This window comes from Microbacterium enclense (genome assembly GCF_001456955.1).
GTDB lineage: Bacteria > Actinomycetota > Actinomycetes > Actinomycetales > Microbacteriaceae > Microbacterium > Microbacterium enclense.
In genome coordinates this window covers 76,673-91,727 of record NZ_KQ758468.1, presented here as the reverse complement: position 1 = coordinate 91,727, position 15,055 = coordinate 76,673, and the positions used below count along the sequence as shown (strand labels likewise).

General features: G+C 69.1%; 13 protein-coding genes. 2 read left to right on the top strand and 11 right to left on the bottom strand.

Annotated elements, in window-relative coordinates:
- Positions 1–20: 20 nt before the first annotated feature.
- Together AS029_RS03830 and AS029_RS03825 are read right to left on the bottom strand one after the other, a co-directional pair.
- A complete protein-coding gene (locus AS029_RS03830) occupies positions 21–335 on the bottom strand; it encodes an AzlD domain-containing protein (protein ID WP_058231283.1) in 315 nt (104 codons plus the stop codon).
- Positions 332–1,060 carry an AzlC family ABC transporter permease gene (locus AS029_RS03825; protein WP_058231637.1) on the bottom strand — a complete coding sequence of 243 codons (729 nt, stop codon included), beginning with the start codon at positions 1,058–1,060 and terminating at the stop codon, positions 332–334. The genes AS029_RS03830 and AS029_RS03825 overlap by 4 nt, the downstream gene beginning before the upstream one ends.
- Before the next feature lie 65 nt (positions 1,061–1,125).
- Here AS029_RS03825 and AS029_RS03820 point away from each other — a divergent pair, with 65 nt between their 5' ends.
- Together AS029_RS03820 and AS029_RS03815 are read left to right on the top strand one after the other, a co-directional pair.
- Positions 1,126–1,677: a helix-turn-helix domain-containing protein gene (locus AS029_RS03820; protein ID WP_058231282.1), complete on the top strand. Its 552-nt coding sequence runs from the start codon at positions 1,126–1,128 to the stop codon at positions 1,675–1,677.
- A gap of 262 nt (positions 1,678–1,939) precedes the next feature.
- Positions 1,940–2,308, top strand: a complete 369-nt coding sequence (locus AS029_RS03815; RefSeq protein ID WP_058231281.1) for a DUF2200 domain-containing protein — start codon at positions 1,940–1,942, stop codon at positions 2,306–2,308.
- 445 nt (positions 2,309–2,753) lie between these two features.
- Here the strand turns inward: AS029_RS03815 and typA are convergent, their stop codons facing one another.
- From typA to AS029_RS03770, 9 genes are all read right to left on the bottom strand, one after another.
- Positions 2,754–4,667, bottom strand: coding sequence for a translational GTPase TypA (typA, locus tag AS029_RS03810; RefSeq protein WP_058231280.1), 1,914 nt, complete (start codon positions 4,665–4,667; stop codon positions 2,754–2,756).
- 160 nt (positions 4,668–4,827) lie between these two features.
- Positions 4,828–6,504 carry an ABC transporter family substrate-binding protein gene (locus AS029_RS03805; protein ID WP_058231279.1) on the bottom strand — a complete coding sequence of 559 codons (1,677 nt, stop codon included), beginning with the start codon at positions 6,502–6,504 and terminating at the stop codon, positions 4,828–4,830.
- Positions 6,505–6,508: 4 nt separating this feature from the next.
- The gene (locus AS029_RS03800; RefSeq protein ID WP_082642143.1) at positions 6,509–8,701 is read right to left on the bottom strand and encodes an ABC transporter ATP-binding protein; all 2,193 of its coding nucleotides are present in this window, start codon (positions 8,699–8,701) and stop codon (positions 6,509–6,511) included.
- Entirely contained in the window at positions 8,694–9,617 is a 924-nt protein-coding gene (locus AS029_RS03795) for an ABC transporter permease (protein ID WP_058231278.1), read from the bottom strand. The genes AS029_RS03800 and AS029_RS03795 overlap by 8 nt, the downstream gene beginning before the upstream one ends.
- A gap of 1 nt (position 9,618) precedes the next feature.
- Positions 9,619–10,599: an ABC transporter permease gene (locus AS029_RS03790; RefSeq protein ID WP_058231277.1), complete on the bottom strand. Its 981-nt coding sequence runs from the start codon at positions 10,597–10,599 to the stop codon at positions 9,619–9,621.
- 220 nt (positions 10,600–10,819) lie between these two features.
- On the bottom strand, positions 10,820–11,368 hold the full coding sequence (locus tag AS029_RS03785) for a PH domain-containing protein (protein ID WP_058231276.1): 549 nt from the start codon (positions 11,366–11,368) through the stop codon (positions 10,820–10,822).
- 38 nt (positions 11,369–11,406) lie between these two features.
- Positions 11,407–13,071, bottom strand: a complete 1,665-nt coding sequence (locus AS029_RS03780) for a dipeptide ABC transporter ATP-binding protein (RefSeq protein ID WP_058231275.1) — start codon at positions 13,069–13,071, stop codon at positions 11,407–11,409.
- Positions 13,068–14,018 (bottom strand): ABC transporter permease, encoded by a 951-nt coding sequence (locus AS029_RS03775; RefSeq protein ID WP_058231274.1) that lies wholly within the window; start codon positions 14,016–14,018, stop codon positions 13,068–13,070. The genes AS029_RS03780 and AS029_RS03775 overlap by 4 nt, the downstream gene beginning before the upstream one ends.
- The gene (locus AS029_RS03770; RefSeq protein ID WP_058231273.1) at positions 14,008–14,937 is read right to left on the bottom strand and encodes an ABC transporter permease; all 930 of its coding nucleotides are present in this window, start codon (positions 14,935–14,937) and stop codon (positions 14,008–14,010) included. The genes AS029_RS03775 and AS029_RS03770 overlap by 11 nt, the downstream gene beginning before the upstream one ends.
- Positions 14,938–15,055 lie beyond the last annotated feature (118 nt).

Below are 15,055 nucleotides of genomic sequence, written 5' to 3'. Positions count from 1 at the left end.
CGGGCTGTGAGCGGTTCCGTTCACGCCGCCCAGCCCCACGACCGCAGCAGCGCAGCTGTCACGGCCGCCGCCGCGACGACGACGAGGAACGGCGCCCGCGCCCAGAGCAGCAGCGCTGCGACGCCCACCGCCGGCACCCGTGCATCGACCACGATCGCGGGGCCGGCGGCCAGCGTCTGCACCACCACGAGGGCCGCCAGGAGCGCGACCGTGAGCAGGTCGGCGATCCGCGCGGGGCGCGGGGCCTCGAGCCACCGCGCGGGGAGCAGGTAGCCCACCGCCTTCAGTGCGACGCAGATGACGGACGCCAGCAGCACCGCATTCCACAGGGTCATGGCATCCCCTTCTCTTCGAGCGTGCCGGAAACGGCGGGCGAGGGCCGACGCGGATCGAACAATCCGACGGCGACGGCGACGCCGGCCGCGGCGATGACCGGGATGCCGGGCATGAGCACGGGCGTGAGCAGCGCCGCGACGACAGCGGCGCCGGCCGCGACCGCGAGCGGCTGACGCCCCCGCAGGCGGGGCCAGAGCAACGCCAGGAACGCCGCGGCCGCCGCCGCGTCGAGGCCGTAGGCCCGCGGGTCGCCGAGCACGTCGCCGAGCAGTGCGCCGACCAGTGTCGACAGGTTCCAGCCGACCCAGATCGCGACGCCCGTGACCCAGAAGCCTGCTCGACGGGCGCGCGAGGTGTGCTGCGAGAGGCCCACGGCGACCGACTCGTCGATGGTGAACTGCGTCGCCGCAGCTTTCCGCCAGAACCCGCCGGCGATCACCGGCGCCATCCGCATCGCGTAGGCGGCGTTGCGCACGCCGAGCAGCGCCGCCGACGCGATGGCCGCGGGTGCCGCGGCAAGACCGCCCGCCGCGATGACGCCGACGAAGGCGAACTGCGAGCCGCCGGTGAACATGAGCAGACTCAGGACGCAGGTCTGCCAGACGTCGAGGCCGGATGCCACCGCCAGCGCGCCGAACGAGATCCCGTAGGCGCTGGTCGCGAGGGCGACGGCGAGCCCCTGTCGGGAGGCGACACCCTCAGGTGTTCGGTAGAACGAACGCATGGTCATCATCGTGAACGACTGTGGGGCGTTCGTCAAGTCGAACGAACGGTGAGCATAATGAACGCATGACGGACCTCGGAGATCGGATCGCCGCGACCCTCCGGCGCGAACGCGAGCGCCGCGATCTCAGCGTCTCGGAACTCGCGCGGAGAGCCGGAGTTGCCAAGGCGACCGTCTCCCAGCTCGAGAACGGTGGCGGCAACCCGAGCGTGGAAACGCTCTGGGCTCTGGCGAGCGCGCTGGAGATCCCGTTCGCTGTCCTGGTCGATGAGGGTGTGCGCTCCCCCACCCTGATCCGCGCGGGCGAGGCCGCCACGGCGGTGCCGTCGTCGGCATCCGACTATCTCGCCGTGCTGCTGTCGGCGAGCCCGCCGCACGCACGGCGCGACATCTACCTGCTGAGCGCCGAGCCGGGCTCGCCACGGCTGTCGGACCCCCACCCGCGCGGCACGGTCGAGCACCTCGTGATGGTCACGGGTCGCGGCCGGGTCGGCCCGGCCGACGACCCGTACGAGCTGTCCCCCGGCGACTACCTGTCGTATCCCGGCGACGCGCCGCACGTCTTCGAGGCACTCACAGCCGGCATGAGCGCGGTGTGCGTGGTCGAGTCGCACTGACGGCCGGCGGGATTTCCCGCCGGTCCGCGGCGCTCGGACACGACGCGGGAGAAACGTCAGCAGACGGCCTCGACGAACGGGCCGGGCGCTGCTCTGGTCCTAGAACCCGTGCGATGTGTCCGGTGCACGGTGCACAGCTCGTGCAGAGGTGTCGCCATGCCCGCGTCTTGCGCACCGCGCGACGAATCTGCAGGAGTCGTGCACGCTGCCGCCGGCGAGGCCCGTATCGACGCGGCCTCGAGGGCCGACTATCGTGCGGAGCATGTCCCGCGTCTTCGACATGCCCTTCTCGTCGGTCTACCCGCTGTACCTCGCCAAGGTGGAGCGCAAGGGGCGCACGAAGGACGAACTGGATGCCGCCATCCGCTGGCTCACCGGCTTCGACGACGCGACGCTCGCCGCGCACGCCGAGGGCACCTCCACCTTTCGCGATTTCTTCGACGCGGCGACGCTGAACCCGAACGTCAGTCTGGTGACCGGGGTGGTGTGCGGTATCCGGGTCGAGAACATCGAGGAACCGCTGATGTACCGCATCCGCGTGCTCGACAAGCTCGTCGACGAGCTGGCGAAGGGGCGACCGCTCGCGAAGGTGCTGCGGGAGCCGGCACCCGCCACCGTCGCGAAGGGCTGAAGTCGCGTCACCCGACCGGCTGAGCGGAGGTCCCTGAGCTTGTCGAAGGGACCGGTGGCTTCGACAGGCTCAGCCACCTGCGCCACGGCACCCTGACCTAGACGCGACGACCGGTGGCTTCAGCGGGCTCAGCTGCCTGGGGCGGGCTGCGCGCAGGGACCCGTGACTTCCGCCGAAGGGACCGGGGGCTTCGACAGGCTCAGCCACCTCGCGCGCGGAGGTCCCTGGGTCGCCGCCGGGACCGGTGGCTTCGACAGGCTCAGCCACCTCCCGCGCGGAGGTCCCTGGTTCACCGCCGGGACCGGTGGCTTCGACAGGCTCAGCCACCTCGCGCGCAGTCACCGCCGCGGCGGGGGGCTCCGACGGGCCGGCCACCGCGCGCGGCGGGAACGCGGAACGGCCCCGCCGAGCGTGGGCTCGACGGGGCCGTTACAGGCGGTAACGCTTACGCGTTGGCATCCTGACGCTTCAGGCGCGAGGCGGCGCGGCCGCGCTCGGTCGCGTCGAGCACGACCTTGCGGATGCGCACCTTCTCGGGCGTGACCTCGACGCATTCGTCGTCGCGGGCGAACTCGAGCGACTCCTCGAGCGTGAGCACGCGCGGGGGCGTCATCGACTCGAAGGAGTCGGAGGTCGACGAACGCATGTTCGTGAGCTTCTTCTCCTTGGTGATGTTGACGTCCATGTCGTCGGCGCGCGAGTTCTCGCCGATGACCATGCCCTCGTAGACCTCTTCGGTCGGCTGCACGAAGAAGCTCATGCGCTCCTGCAGGGCGATCATGGCGAACGGGGTGACGACGCCCATGCGGTCGGCGACGATCGAGCCGTTCTGGCGGGTCGTGATCGAGCCCGCCCAGTCGTCGTAGCCGTGCGAGATGGCGTTGGCGATGCCGGTGCCGCGCGTGATCGTGAGGAACTCGCTGCGGAAGCCGATGAGGCCGCGGGAAGGCACGACGAACTCCATGCGCACCCAGCCGGTGCCGTGGTTGGTCATGTTGTCCATGCGGCCCTTGCGAGCGGCCATGAGCTGCGTGATCGCGCCGAGGTGCTCTTCGGGAGCGTCGATGGTCAGGTGCTCGAAGGGCTCCTTGAGCTTGCCGTCGTCGCCGCGCTTGGTGACCACCTGGGGCTTGCCGACGGTGAGTTCGAAGCCCTCGCGGCGCATGTTCTCGACGAGGATCGCGAGCGCGAGCTCACCGCGGCCCTGGACCTCCCAGGCATCCGGGCGTCCGATGTCGACGACCTTCAGCGAGACGTTGCCGATGAGCTCGCGGTCGAGGCGGTCCTTCACCATGCGGGCTGTGAGCTTGTGGCCCTTCACCTTGCCCATGAGCGGCGAGGTGTTGGTGCCGATCGTCATCGAGATCGCGGGGTCGTCGACCGTGATGGCCGGGAGCGCACGCACGTCTTCGGGGTCGGCGATGGTCTCACCGATCGTGATGTCGGGGAAACCGGCGATGGCGACGATGTCGCCGGGGCCGGCGTCTTCGGCGGGGAAGCGCTCGAGCGCGCGGGTCTTGAGCAGCTCGGTCACGCGGGCGTTGCTGGTGGTGCCATCGGCACGGACCCAGGCCACGGTCTGGCCCTTCTTCAGGGTGCCGTTGAACACCCGCAGCAGCGCGAGGCGGCCGAGGAACGGCGAGGAGTCGAGGTTGGTGACCCACGCCTGCAGCGGCGCCTCGTCGTCGTAGGCCGGAGCCGGGACGTGCTCGAGGATCGCGCCGAAGAGCGGCTCGAGGTCGTCGTTGTCGGGCAGCGCGCCGTTGGCGGGACGGTTGAGGGATGCCGCGCCCGCACGACCCGAGGCGTAGACCACCGGCACGTCGAGCAGGGCGTCGACGTCGAGGTCGGGCACGTCGTCGACGAGATCGGACGCCAGACCCAGCAGCAGGTCGTGCGCCTCTTCTTCGACCTCGGCGATGCGGGCGTCGGGGCGGTCGGTCTTGTTGACGAGCAGGATGACGGGGAGCTTCGCCTCGAGGGCCTTGCGCAGCACGAAGCGGGTCTGGGGCAGCGGGCCCTCAGACGCGTCGACGAGCAGCACGACGCCGTCGACCATCGACAGCCCGCGCTCGACCTCGCCACCGAAGTCGGCGTGGCCGGGGGTGTCGATCACGTTGATCGTGACGGGCACGTCGGTGTGGGCACCGTTGTACTCGATCGCCGTGTTCTTGGCGAGGATCGTGATGCCCTTCTCGCGCTCGAGGTCGTTGGAGTCCATCGCGCGCTCCTCGACGTGCGCGTGGTCGCCGAACGAGCCGGTCTGGCGGAGCATGGCGTCGACGAGAGTCGTCTTGCCGTGGTCGACGTGCGCGACGATCGCGACGTTACGGAGGTCAGGACGAAGGGCGTGCGCCATGGAGGGTCTCCAGGAAAATTCGGGGTGGCGCCCGGAATCGGGCTGACCCAGTCTACCGGGCGCCCGCGCCGCTCCCGGGCAGGGGACGCTCAGGAACGGCCCGGGCACGCGAAAGGGGCGGGATCCCGCAGGATCCCGCCCCTTCCTCGTGCGTCCGGGCTTACGCGTTGGCGAAGCCCACGATCGTCCAGTCGATGGTCTCGAACTGGCGCGCGCCCCAGTTCACCAAACCCTCGGACACGGCGTAGACCTCGGGCAGGGGTGCGATCGGGATGATCGGCACGTACTCCCACAGCACCTTGTCGATCTCCTCGGCGGTCTGCAGGCGCGCCTCGGGGTCGAGCTCGGTGTTGGCCTCTTCCCAGAGACCGGCGAGGCGGTCGTCGGTGATGCCGGTGTAGTTCTGCGCCGAGTCGACGGGCGAGAACAGCGACTCGCTCGACGAGATCGGGTAGGCCGTACCGCGCCACGAGAAGGTCACCATCTGGAAGTCACCGGGGATGACGTACTCGCTGAAGTACCCGCCCACGGGCACGGCGGTCAGCTCGACGGGGATGCCCGCCTCGCCGAGGTCGGCCTGGATCTGCTCGGCACGCTGCACGTTCGTCGCGGTGTCGGCGGGGACGGTCACGGTCAGCGTCAGCGGCGTTCCGTCCTTCACCCAGGAGTCGCCGTCCTTGGTGTAGCCGGCGTCCTCGAGGTACTGCGCTCCCGCGTCGACGTCGTAGGGCAGCGCCTCGTCGGTGTAGCCGTCCTGACCGGGCATGAAGACGTAGCTGCCCTGCGTGATGGCGGGCACGCCCACGGGCGAGTTCGCCGTGTTGGCGATCTGTTCGCGGTTCACGATGGATGCCACGGCCTTGCGGACGTTGACGTCGGCGAGCGGGCCGTCCGAGGCGCGCATGGTGATGTGCGTCCAGGTCAGACCGTTGGATGCCTGGATCTGCGCGCCCGCGACGTTCTGCGCCGTCTGGTACAGGTCGGCGTTGGCCGAGATGTTCAGGGCGTCGATCTCGCCGTTGCTGAACGACGTTCCCTGCTGGTCCTGGCTCACGGCGCGGAAGACGACGGTCTCGAGCTTGGGGGTCGCACCCCACCAGTTCGGGTTGCGATCGAGCGTGGCGATGCCCGCGGTGCTGTCGAGCGAGGCGAGCTTGAACGGCCCGGACGAGGGCAGGGCCTTCGTGAGGTAGGCCGTGTTGAAGGTCGTCGGGTCGTTGCCCACACTGGCGGGCAGGATCTGGCTGAGCAGGCCCTGCCAGTCGGCGTACACCGACGAGAAGGTGATGACGACGTCGAACTCGTTCTCACCCTGCTCCACGGAGGCGATCTGGTCCCACCCGGTGGTCGAGATGACGACGTAGTCGGGGTTGGTGCCGTTGTTGGCCTTCCAGGTCGCCTGGTAGTCGGCCACCGTGATGGGCGTGCCGTCCTCCCACTTGGCATCCGGGTTCAGCTTGATCTCGACGGTCTGGGGGCTCTCGTTGGTCAGCTCGACCGAGGAGGCATAGTTCTCGTCGACGACGGGCTTGCCGGACTCGTCGATCTTGATGGGCCCACCCTGCATCGCCGCGACGATGTCGTTGGTGTTGGCCTCGTTGCCGTCGATGTGGAAGTTGTTCCAGTTGACCGGGAGGGAGTCGACGGCGAGCGTCAGGCTGCCCCCGTCCTGCACGTCGGCCGCGTCGGCGCGCTGCCACGCGGTCGAGGGCAGGGAGTTCTGATCCTCGGGGTTGGCCGAGGGGGCTGCGGTGTTGCCCGGTGCGCAGCCGGCGATCGCCAGGGCGGCGGCACCCAGCAACGCGAGCGCGCTGAGACCCTTCGCTTTACGGATCATGTGATCATTCCTCTCGTTGGTGATCGGTGAGGGCCCCCGGCGACGTGGTGCCGTCGGTCGGGGACGTTCGGGGAGATGCGGCCGTCGCCGTCTCGAAGACGAGGTCGGACCGTTCGGCGTAGTGACACGCCACCCGCGAGTGCGCTTGCAGGCGCAGCCCCGGGTCGTCGGAGTCGCACCGGCGCCGGTCGGCGTCGGGCAGCAGGCGGTACAACGGGCACCGCGTGCGGAAGCGGCATCCCGAGATCTCCTGCGTGGGGCTCGGCAGGTCGCCGTCGAGCAGGATGCGGGTGCGCCCCCGTTCGATGCGCGGGTCGGGGATGGGCGCGGCCGAGATGAGCGCCTTGGTGTACGGATGCCGGGGGTCGTCGAACACCGCGTCGACCGGACCCTGCTCGACGATGCGTCCGAGGTACATGACCGAGACGTCGTCGGCGATCTGGCGCACGACGGCCAGGTCGTGCGCGACGAAGAGGAACGACAGCCCGAGGCGTTCTTTGAGGTCTTCGAGCAGGTTGATGACACCGGCCTGGATCGACACGTCGAGGGCCGAGACCGGCTCGTCGAGGATGACGACGGCGGGATCGGTCGCCAGCGCCCGGGCGATGCCGATGCGCTGACGCTGACCGCCCGAGAACTCATGCGGGTAGCGGTCGGCCATCGCCGGGTCGAGGCCGACGAGTTCGAGCAGCTCCGTCGTCTTGCGGTCGCGCTCGGCGCGCGGCACGCCCTGTACCAGCAGCGGTTCGGTGATGACCTCGCCCACGGGCAGGCGCGGGTCGATGGCGCCCATGGGGTCTTGGAAGACGATCTGGATGCCACGCCGCAGAGCGGCCTTCTCTTTACGGCCGACGCCGGCGACGTCGGTGCCGTTGATGCGGATCGAGCCGCCCTGAGGGGCGATCATCTCCATGATCTCGAGAATCGTCGTGGTCTTGCCGCAGCCGGACTCCCCCACCAGGCCCATGGTGCGCCCGGGCTGGATGGAGAACGAGATGCCGTCGACCGCGCGGACGGTGCCGATGCGCCGCGGGAAGACGGCGCCCTTCATGAGCGGGAAGTGCTTCGTGAGGTCGGTGACCTCGACCGCGGGCGTCACGTCGGGCCGCGGCGGCGGCACCTCGCCGAGCGCCTCGGGACGCGGGAAGATCTCGGGCCGGGCGAGGGCGCCGGAGGCGATCTCGTCGGCGCGGATGCAGGCGGCGACGTGGTCGGACGACACGCCGTGCGTCACGAGCTCGGGCTCGATCTCGCGGCACGCGTCGATCGCGATCGGGCAACGGGCGGCGAAGGGGCAGCCCTTGGGCAGGGCGGCCAAAGACGGCGGTCGACCCTCAAGGGGGACGAGGCGGTGCGAGCCCGCGGTGCGCATGTTCGGCACCGAGCGCAGCAGTCCCACGGTGTAGGGCATGTGCGGGTCGTGGAAGATCTCATCGACCGAGCCCCGCTCGACGAGCTTGCCGGCGTACATGACGCCGACGCGGTCGGCGTGACCGGCGACGACGCCGAGGTCGTGCGTGATCAGCACGACGGCCGCTCCCGTGACCTCGCGGGCCTTCTGGAGCACCTCGAGGATCTGCGCCTGGATCGTGACGTCGAGGGCGGTCGTGGGCTCGTCGGCGATGATCACGCGCGGGTCGTTGGCGATCGCCATGGCGATCATGGCCCGCTGGCGCATGCCGCCCGAGAACTCGTGCGGGTACGCCCGCGCCCGCCGCTCGGCATCCGGGATTCCGACGAGTTTGAGCAACTCGACGCTGCGCGCGTGAGCGGCCTGCGCGCTCAGAGCGCGGTCGTGAAGACGCAGCCCCTCGGAGATCTGCTCGCCGACGGTGTAGACCGGGGTCAGCGCCGACAGGGGGTCCTGGAAGACCATGGCCAGTTCCGCGCCGCGGATCTTCGACAGCTGCGCGTCGTTCATCGACAGCAGCGACCGGCCGTCGTAGAGGATGTCGCCCTCGACGCGGGCGTTCGACGGCAGCAGGCCCATGACCGCGAGCGACGACACGCTCTTGCCCGAGCCGGACTCGCCGACGATGCCGAGGAACTCCCCCTCGTGCACGTCGTACGAGATGCCCCGCACGGCGCGGACGTCGCCGCCCTCGCGCTGCGGGAAGGTGACGCTGAGGTCGCGGACCGAGAGCAGCGGAGTGCGTCCGGTCGACGACAGGAGAGTGGCGGATCGAGTGTCAGTCACGGTTCGCTCCCGAGGTGGGGTCGATGGCGTCGCGCAGGGCGTCGCCGATGAGGCTGATGGCCAGGAGCAGCACGATCAGCACGCCGGCGGGATAGACGAACAGCCACGGGCGGGTCACGGCGGCCGATGTCCCCGCCGAGAGCAGCGTGCCCAGCGACACGTCGGGCGCCTGCACGCCGAAGCCGAAGTAGCTGAGCGAGGTCTCGGCCATGATCGCCGCGACGATGCCGAGGGTCGCGTCGATGATCAGCAGCGACGCGATGTTCGGAATGATGTGCTTCGCCAGGATCTTGCGGGTCGGCATCCCCATGTACCGCGCGGCGCGCACGAAGTCGCGGTTGCGCAGGGAGCGAGTCTGATTGCGCACGACCTGCGCCAGGATCATCCAGCTGAACACCGCGAGGAAGAACGTCAGGGCCAGCCACGACAGGCCGCGCGTCAGCGGGCTCAGCAGCACGAGGATGAAGAACGACGGGATGACGAGCAGCAGGTGGATGATCCAGCCGATGACGGCGTCGACCTTGCCGCCGACATACCCGGCGAGCGACCCCACGGCGGCGGCGATGAGCGTGGCGCCGACACCGGCGAGGGCACCGATGATGAGCGACTTCTGCAGGCCGACCAGGGTCTGGGCGTAGATGTCCTGCCCGATGCCGTTGGTGCCGAACCAGTGCAGCTGCGTCGGTCCGAGACCGACGTTGAGGAAGTCTCGCTGCGTGGCGTCGTAGGGGTAGAGCAGCGGGCCGATGAAGGCCCACAGCACGATGAACACCAGGATGCCGGCGCCCACCCAGAAGCGCGGCATCTTCTTGAGGCGCGCCCGGACGAGGGCTCCGCGCGACAGCGGCTTGCGCTCGCGGGTGACGGGGCTGGTCGCGACGAGCGTGCCGTCGAGAGCCTCTTCTTGCATTGTCATGTCAGCTCCGGACCCTCGGGTCGAGGGTGGCGTAGAGGATCTCCGACAGCGTCGAAGAAATGAGCACGAGGATGGCGACGAACAATGTCGACCCCGCCACGGCGTTGATGTCCTGCTGCGTCACCGCTTGCAATTGGAATTGCCCCATGCCGCGCCACGAGAAGACGATCTCGAGCATCGCGGATCCGGCGATCAGCGTGCCGAAGCTGTAGGCGAAGAACGTCGACATCGGGATGAGGGCGATGCGCACGCCGTGGCGGAAGAGCGCCTGCGTGCGGGGCAGGCCCTTCGCGCGCGCGGTGCGGATGTAGTCGGCGCCGAGCACGTCGAGCATCATGCTGCGCTGGTACCGCGAGAACGATGCGGCGCTGACCAGGACGAGCGCGATGGTGGGCAGCAGCAGGTGCACGGCCCGGTCGGCCAGCATCGGCCAGAACCCGTCGATTCCGGCGGTGTACTCGCCGGTGAAGCGGATGACCTGCGTTCCGAGCACGTTGTTGAAAGACGTCGCGCCGATCATCAGCAGGACGCCGATGACGAAGGTCGGCGTCGCGAAGATGAGGTACGACGAGTAGGTCGTGATCTGGTCGCTCGCGCGGTACTGCCGCACGGCACCGAGCACGCCGATCAGCACGCCGAGGATGGCGCCCAGGATCGAGCCGATCAGCAAGAGGCGCAGGCTCGTGCCGGCGCGCACGGCGATCTCGGACATCACGTCCTGACCGCCGATGGTGGTGCCGAGCGAGAACTTCGTGAACAGGTTCACGAGCCAGTTCCACAGGCGCACGAGGATCGGCACGTCGGGGTTGGCGCCCAGCGCGTCGAGGCTGGCGATGATCGACTCCTCCGGCGGGCGCGGGTTCATGCCGTAGAAGCGATCCTGGGGACGCAGCAGTGCGCTGCCCAGCACGTAGGCGAGGCAGGTGGCCAGCAGGCTCAGGACGGCGTAGTTCAGGAACCGTCGCAGAACGTACAGCGTCATGAGGGGCGCGAGCTCGTCCGCGTGGTGTCGGTGTTCTGCTTCATGGTGGTCCTCTCGCCGTCGAGACCCCCGCCGATTGTTTCGCCTGGCTAAGGATCTCCAGAGACCCTACGTCGCCTTCTTCGCGATCATGCGCCGGGGGGACACACTTTTCACGACCGTAACAAAGCCCTTACATGGCGCTTTGTCTTACGCGGTGAGGTCGAGCGCAGCACTGCGCTCAGCGGACACCGCCAGAACTGAACAAAGCGATAATAGCCCAGCAGATGAGCACGAGCAGGGAAACCGCTGAGGGAATGTCCCAGAAACGACGAACACCCCCGCTCGCGGGCGCGGTGTCGCGCGCCGCCTCCCAGGCATCCTGGATGACGACGAGATCGCGGATCGCGGGCGGCTCGCGCCTGTCGCGCTCGGCATCGCGACGCAGCGGCGGACGGCCGGGGCGTCCGGCGACCGGACCCCCGAACGCCTTGTACACGCGCGGCTCGTCGGTCGTGACCCTCAGCTGCCACTGCAGGTCGATGTCGCGAACGCGCGCCCAGGCGACGGCGGTCACGCGAAGAGGATTGTGGATGCGGATGCCCTCGCCGTCGATCCGCACGTGCGGCGCGAAGAGGAAGGCGTAGACCACCCACAGAGCCAGCAGCACCCAGGGCGCCAGCAGCAGCATCTCGCCGACGCCGGCGCGCAGCGCGGCATCCCCCAAGAGGACGACGGCCAGCGCCACCGCCACGACGAGCCCGACGACCGAGGACGGGGCGCGGAACACCCGAGGATGCTCCGCGCCCCGAAAGCGCTCGTCGCGCGTCACGCGCCGCCCAGCGACAGCGAGGCGCCGGGGATGGCGTCGAGCAGACGGCGGGTGTACTGCTCGGACGGCTGGGCGAAGATCTCGTCGACCGTGCCCTGCTCGACGAGCTTGCCGCGCTCCATGACGCACACCAGGTCGGCGGCGACGCGGACGACGGCGAGGTCGTGCGTGATGAACAGGTACGTCAGACCGAGCTCGCCCTGCAGCTCCGCGAGCAGCTGCAGGATCTGCGCCTGCACGAGCACGTCGAGAGCCGACACGGCCTCGTCGAGCACGAGGATGTCGGGCTTGAGGGCCAGAGCGCGAGCGATGGCGACGCGCTGACGCTGTCCGCCGGACAGCTCGTTCGGGTACCGCGAGGCGAGCTCCTGCGGCAGCGCGACCTGCTCCAGCAGCTCCTTCACACGCGCCCGGCGCGAGGCCGTGTCGCCCACCTTGTGGATGCTGAGCGGCTCCGAGATGAGCGCGCCGATGCTGCGCAGCGGGTCGAGCGATCCGTAGGGGTCCTGGAACACCGGCTGCATGCGGCGGCGAAGCGCGAAAGTGTCTTTCGCGCTGAGCGTGCCGGTGTCGACGCCGTCGACCTCGATGGTGCCCGTGGTCGGGTCCTCGAGCTTGAGCAGCATCTTCGCGATCGTGGACTTGCCCGATCCCGACTCCCCCACGAGCGCCAGCGTCTTGCCGCGCGGGATCTCGAACGAGACACCGTCGACGGCGCGGAACCGCTCGCTGCGGAAGCCGCCCTGGCGGATCTTGTACTCCTTGACGAGGTCGGTGACCTTCACCGTCGCGGGAGCCGAGATGTCGGACTCGTGCAGGATGCCGCGATCTTCGACCCGCGCCTGGATGCGCTTCGAGGCGATGCTGGGCGCGGCGGCGACGAGACGCTGCGTGTACGGGTGCTGCGGGTTCTCGAGGATCTCGCGGCTCGGACCCGACTCGACGATCTCGCCCTGGTTCATCACGACGATGGTGTCGGCGCGCTCGGCGGCCAGCCCCAGGTCGTGCGTGATGAGCAGCACCGAGGTGCCTCGCTCCCGGGTGAGGGATGCCATGTGGTCGAGGATGACCCGCTGCACGGTGACGTCGAGGGCCGAGGTCGGCTCGTCGGCGATCAGCAGCTTCGGATCGGCGGCCAGGCCGATGCCGATGAGCGCGCGCTGACGCATACCGCCGGAGAACTGGTGCGGGAACTGGTGCAGACGCCGCTCGGCGTCGGCGAGACCGGCCTGCTTCAGCACCTCGACGGCGCGCTGCTCGACCTCTTTGCGGCCCGTGGCGATGCCGTTGGCGCGGATCGCCTCCTTGACCTGGAAGCCGATGCTCCACACCGGGTTGAGGTTGGACATCGGGTCCTGCGGCACGTAGCCGATCTCGCGACCGCGGACGGACTCCATCTGCGCGATGGAGAGATCGGTGAGCTCGCGCCCCTCGAGGGTGATCGATCCGCCCGTGACGTGACCGGTGCCCGGCAGGAGGTTGATGATCGCCGAGGCGGTGGTCGACTTGCCCGAGCCCGACTCGCCCACGATGGCGAGCGTCTCGCCGGGGTGGATGTCGAGGCTCACGCCGTGCAGCACCTGTCGCGAGGTCTTGCCGGCGTCGAAGGCGACCGTCAGGTCGCGGATGCTGAGCAGCGGTGCGGTGGTGGACGCGTTCATCGACGAGCCCTCGCCTTCGGGTCGAGGGCGTCGCGCAGCAGCTCGCCCAGGATGATGAACGCCAGGACCGTGACGGTCAGGGCGATCGAGGGGTAGATGAGCGCCATCGGCGCCACACGCAGCGACGACTGCGCCTGACCGATGTCGAGACCCCACGACATGACCTGGCTGCCCAGGCCGAGACCCAGGAACGACAGCGTCGCCTCGGCGGAGATGGCCGCGCCGAGGGTGATGGTCGTGACGACGATGACCGGCGCCAGCGCGTTCGGCAGCGCGTGCGACAGCAACGTGCGGAACCGGGACAGTCCGAGCGAGCGGCTGGCGGTGATGTAGTCCGCCTGGCGCACGCGCAGGATCTCGGCGCGCACCACGCGGGCCGTCGACGCCCACGCGAACCCGCCGATGGCGAAGGCCAGCACGAGCGGCGTGCGGTTCTGCGAGAACACGCTCATCACGACGATGGCCGCGAGCACGTAGGGGATGGTGAAGAAGATGTCACCGACGCGCGACAGCAGCGAGTCGAGCCATCCGCCGTAGAACCCGGCGAACGAGCCCATGATCGTGCCGATGATCGTGCCGATCGCGGTTGCCAGGAACCCGACGAGCAGCGACGTGCGCGCGCCCCACACGATGCGGGAGTAGATGTCGCAGCCCTGCAGCGTGAAGCCGAGCGGATGCCCCGCGGCGGGACCGGCGTTGCTGTTCGACAGCGCACAACCAGCACCCGAGGGCTCGACCTGCGTGAAGAGCGTCGGGAACAGTGCCATCAGCACCACGACGAAGACGACCGCCGAGGTGACCCAGAAGGTCGGACGGCGGCGCATGTCACGCCACGCGTCGGCCCAGAGGCTCCGCGGCTTGTCGTCGACGCGGACGGCGTCGACAGTCACGACGGCGTCGCGTACGGGCGCGACGTAGTGCGGGGTGGGGAAGCGGTTACTTGGCATAGCGGATCCTCGGATCGAGCAGACCGTAAAGCAGATCGACGACCAGGTTGATCAGCACGTAGAAGACGACGAAGACCGTCACGAACGACACGACGGTCGGGCCCTCCTGACGGATGGTCGCCTGGTAGAGCGTGCCGCCGACACCCGGGATGTTGAAGATGCCTTCGGTCACGGTGGCACCGACCATCAGCACACCGAAGTTCGTGGCGCTGTTGGTGATGACCGGGATGAGCGAGTTGCGCAGCACGTGCACGGGGATGACGCGTCGACGCGGCAGGCCCTTGCTGTAGGCGGTGCGCACCCAGTCCTGGTTCAGCGTGTCGATCACCGACGCGCGAGTGAGGCGCATGCTCGTGGCGTACAGGCTGAAGCCCAGCACGAGCGCCGGCAGCCACAGGTCGCCCCAGTTGTTCTGCCCGCCGACGGTGGCGCGGAACCAGCCGAACTGGATGGCGAGGAAGTACTGCGCGATGAACGCCAGCACGAACACGGGGACGGCGACGAAGAGCAGGGCGATGACCAACGAGACGTTGTCGAACACGCCCCCCTTGCGCAGGGCCGACACCGTTCCGATGATGATGGCGAGCGCCAGCTCGATGGCGATCGCCATGACCGCCAGGCGCAGGGTGACCGGAATGGCGCGCACCAGGATGTCGTTGACCGGCTGCCCCGAGAAGCTGATGCCGAAGTCGCCCTGGAGCACACCGGTGATGTAGTAGAAGTACTGAACGATGAACGGGTCGTTCAGGTGGTACTGCTCGCGGATCTGCTCGAGCAGCGCCGGGTTCGGGGTGCGATCGCCGAACAGGGCGAGGATCGGGTCGCCCGGCATGGCGAAGACCATGAAGTAGATCAGCAGCGTCGCCCCGAAGAACACGGGTATGACCTGCAGGAGTCTTCTGAGGATGTAATAGCCCACCCTCGTCTCCCTTCGGGAATGAATGGATGCCGCGGATGTGGCACCGCACGAAAGCCGTGCGCCGCCGATGAGCAGCGCACGGCCGGAACACACCACACGAGGCGGTGACGTATCGTCA

Coding starts and splice junctions, on each gene's coding strand:
- AS029_RS03795 (WP_058231278.1), bottom strand. CDS start 9,617: ATGACAATGCAAGAAGAGGCTCTCGACGGCACGCTCGTCGCGACCAGC.
- typA (WP_058231280.1), bottom strand. CDS start 4,667: ATGGCGCACGCCCTTCGTCCTGACCTCCGTAACGTCGCGATCGTCGCG.
- AS029_RS03775 (WP_058231274.1), bottom strand. CDS start 14,018: ATGCCAAGTAACCGCTTCCCCACCCCGCACTACGTCGCGCCCGTACGC.
- AS029_RS03820 (WP_058231282.1), top strand. CDS start 1,126: ATGACGGACCTCGGAGATCGGATCGCCGCGACCCTCCGGCGCGAACGC.
- AS029_RS03830 (WP_058231283.1), bottom strand. CDS start 335: ATGACCCTGTGGAATGCGGTGCTGCTGGCGTCCGTCATCTGCGTCGCA.
- AS029_RS03790 (WP_058231277.1), bottom strand. CDS start 10,599: ATGACGCTGTACGTTCTGCGACGGTTCCTGAACTACGCCGTCCTGAGC.
- AS029_RS03815 (WP_058231281.1), top strand. CDS start 1,940: ATGTCCCGCGTCTTCGACATGCCCTTCTCGTCGGTCTACCCGCTGTAC.
- AS029_RS03825 (WP_058231637.1), bottom strand. CDS start 1,060: ATGCGTTCGTTCTACCGAACACCTGAGGGTGTCGCCTCCCGACAGGGG.
- AS029_RS03805 (WP_058231279.1), bottom strand. CDS start 6,504: ATGATCCGTAAAGCGAAGGGTCTCAGCGCGCTCGCGTTGCTGGGTGCC.
- AS029_RS03780 (WP_058231275.1), bottom strand. CDS start 13,071: ATGAACGCGTCCACCACCGCACCGCTGCTCAGCATCCGCGACCTGACG.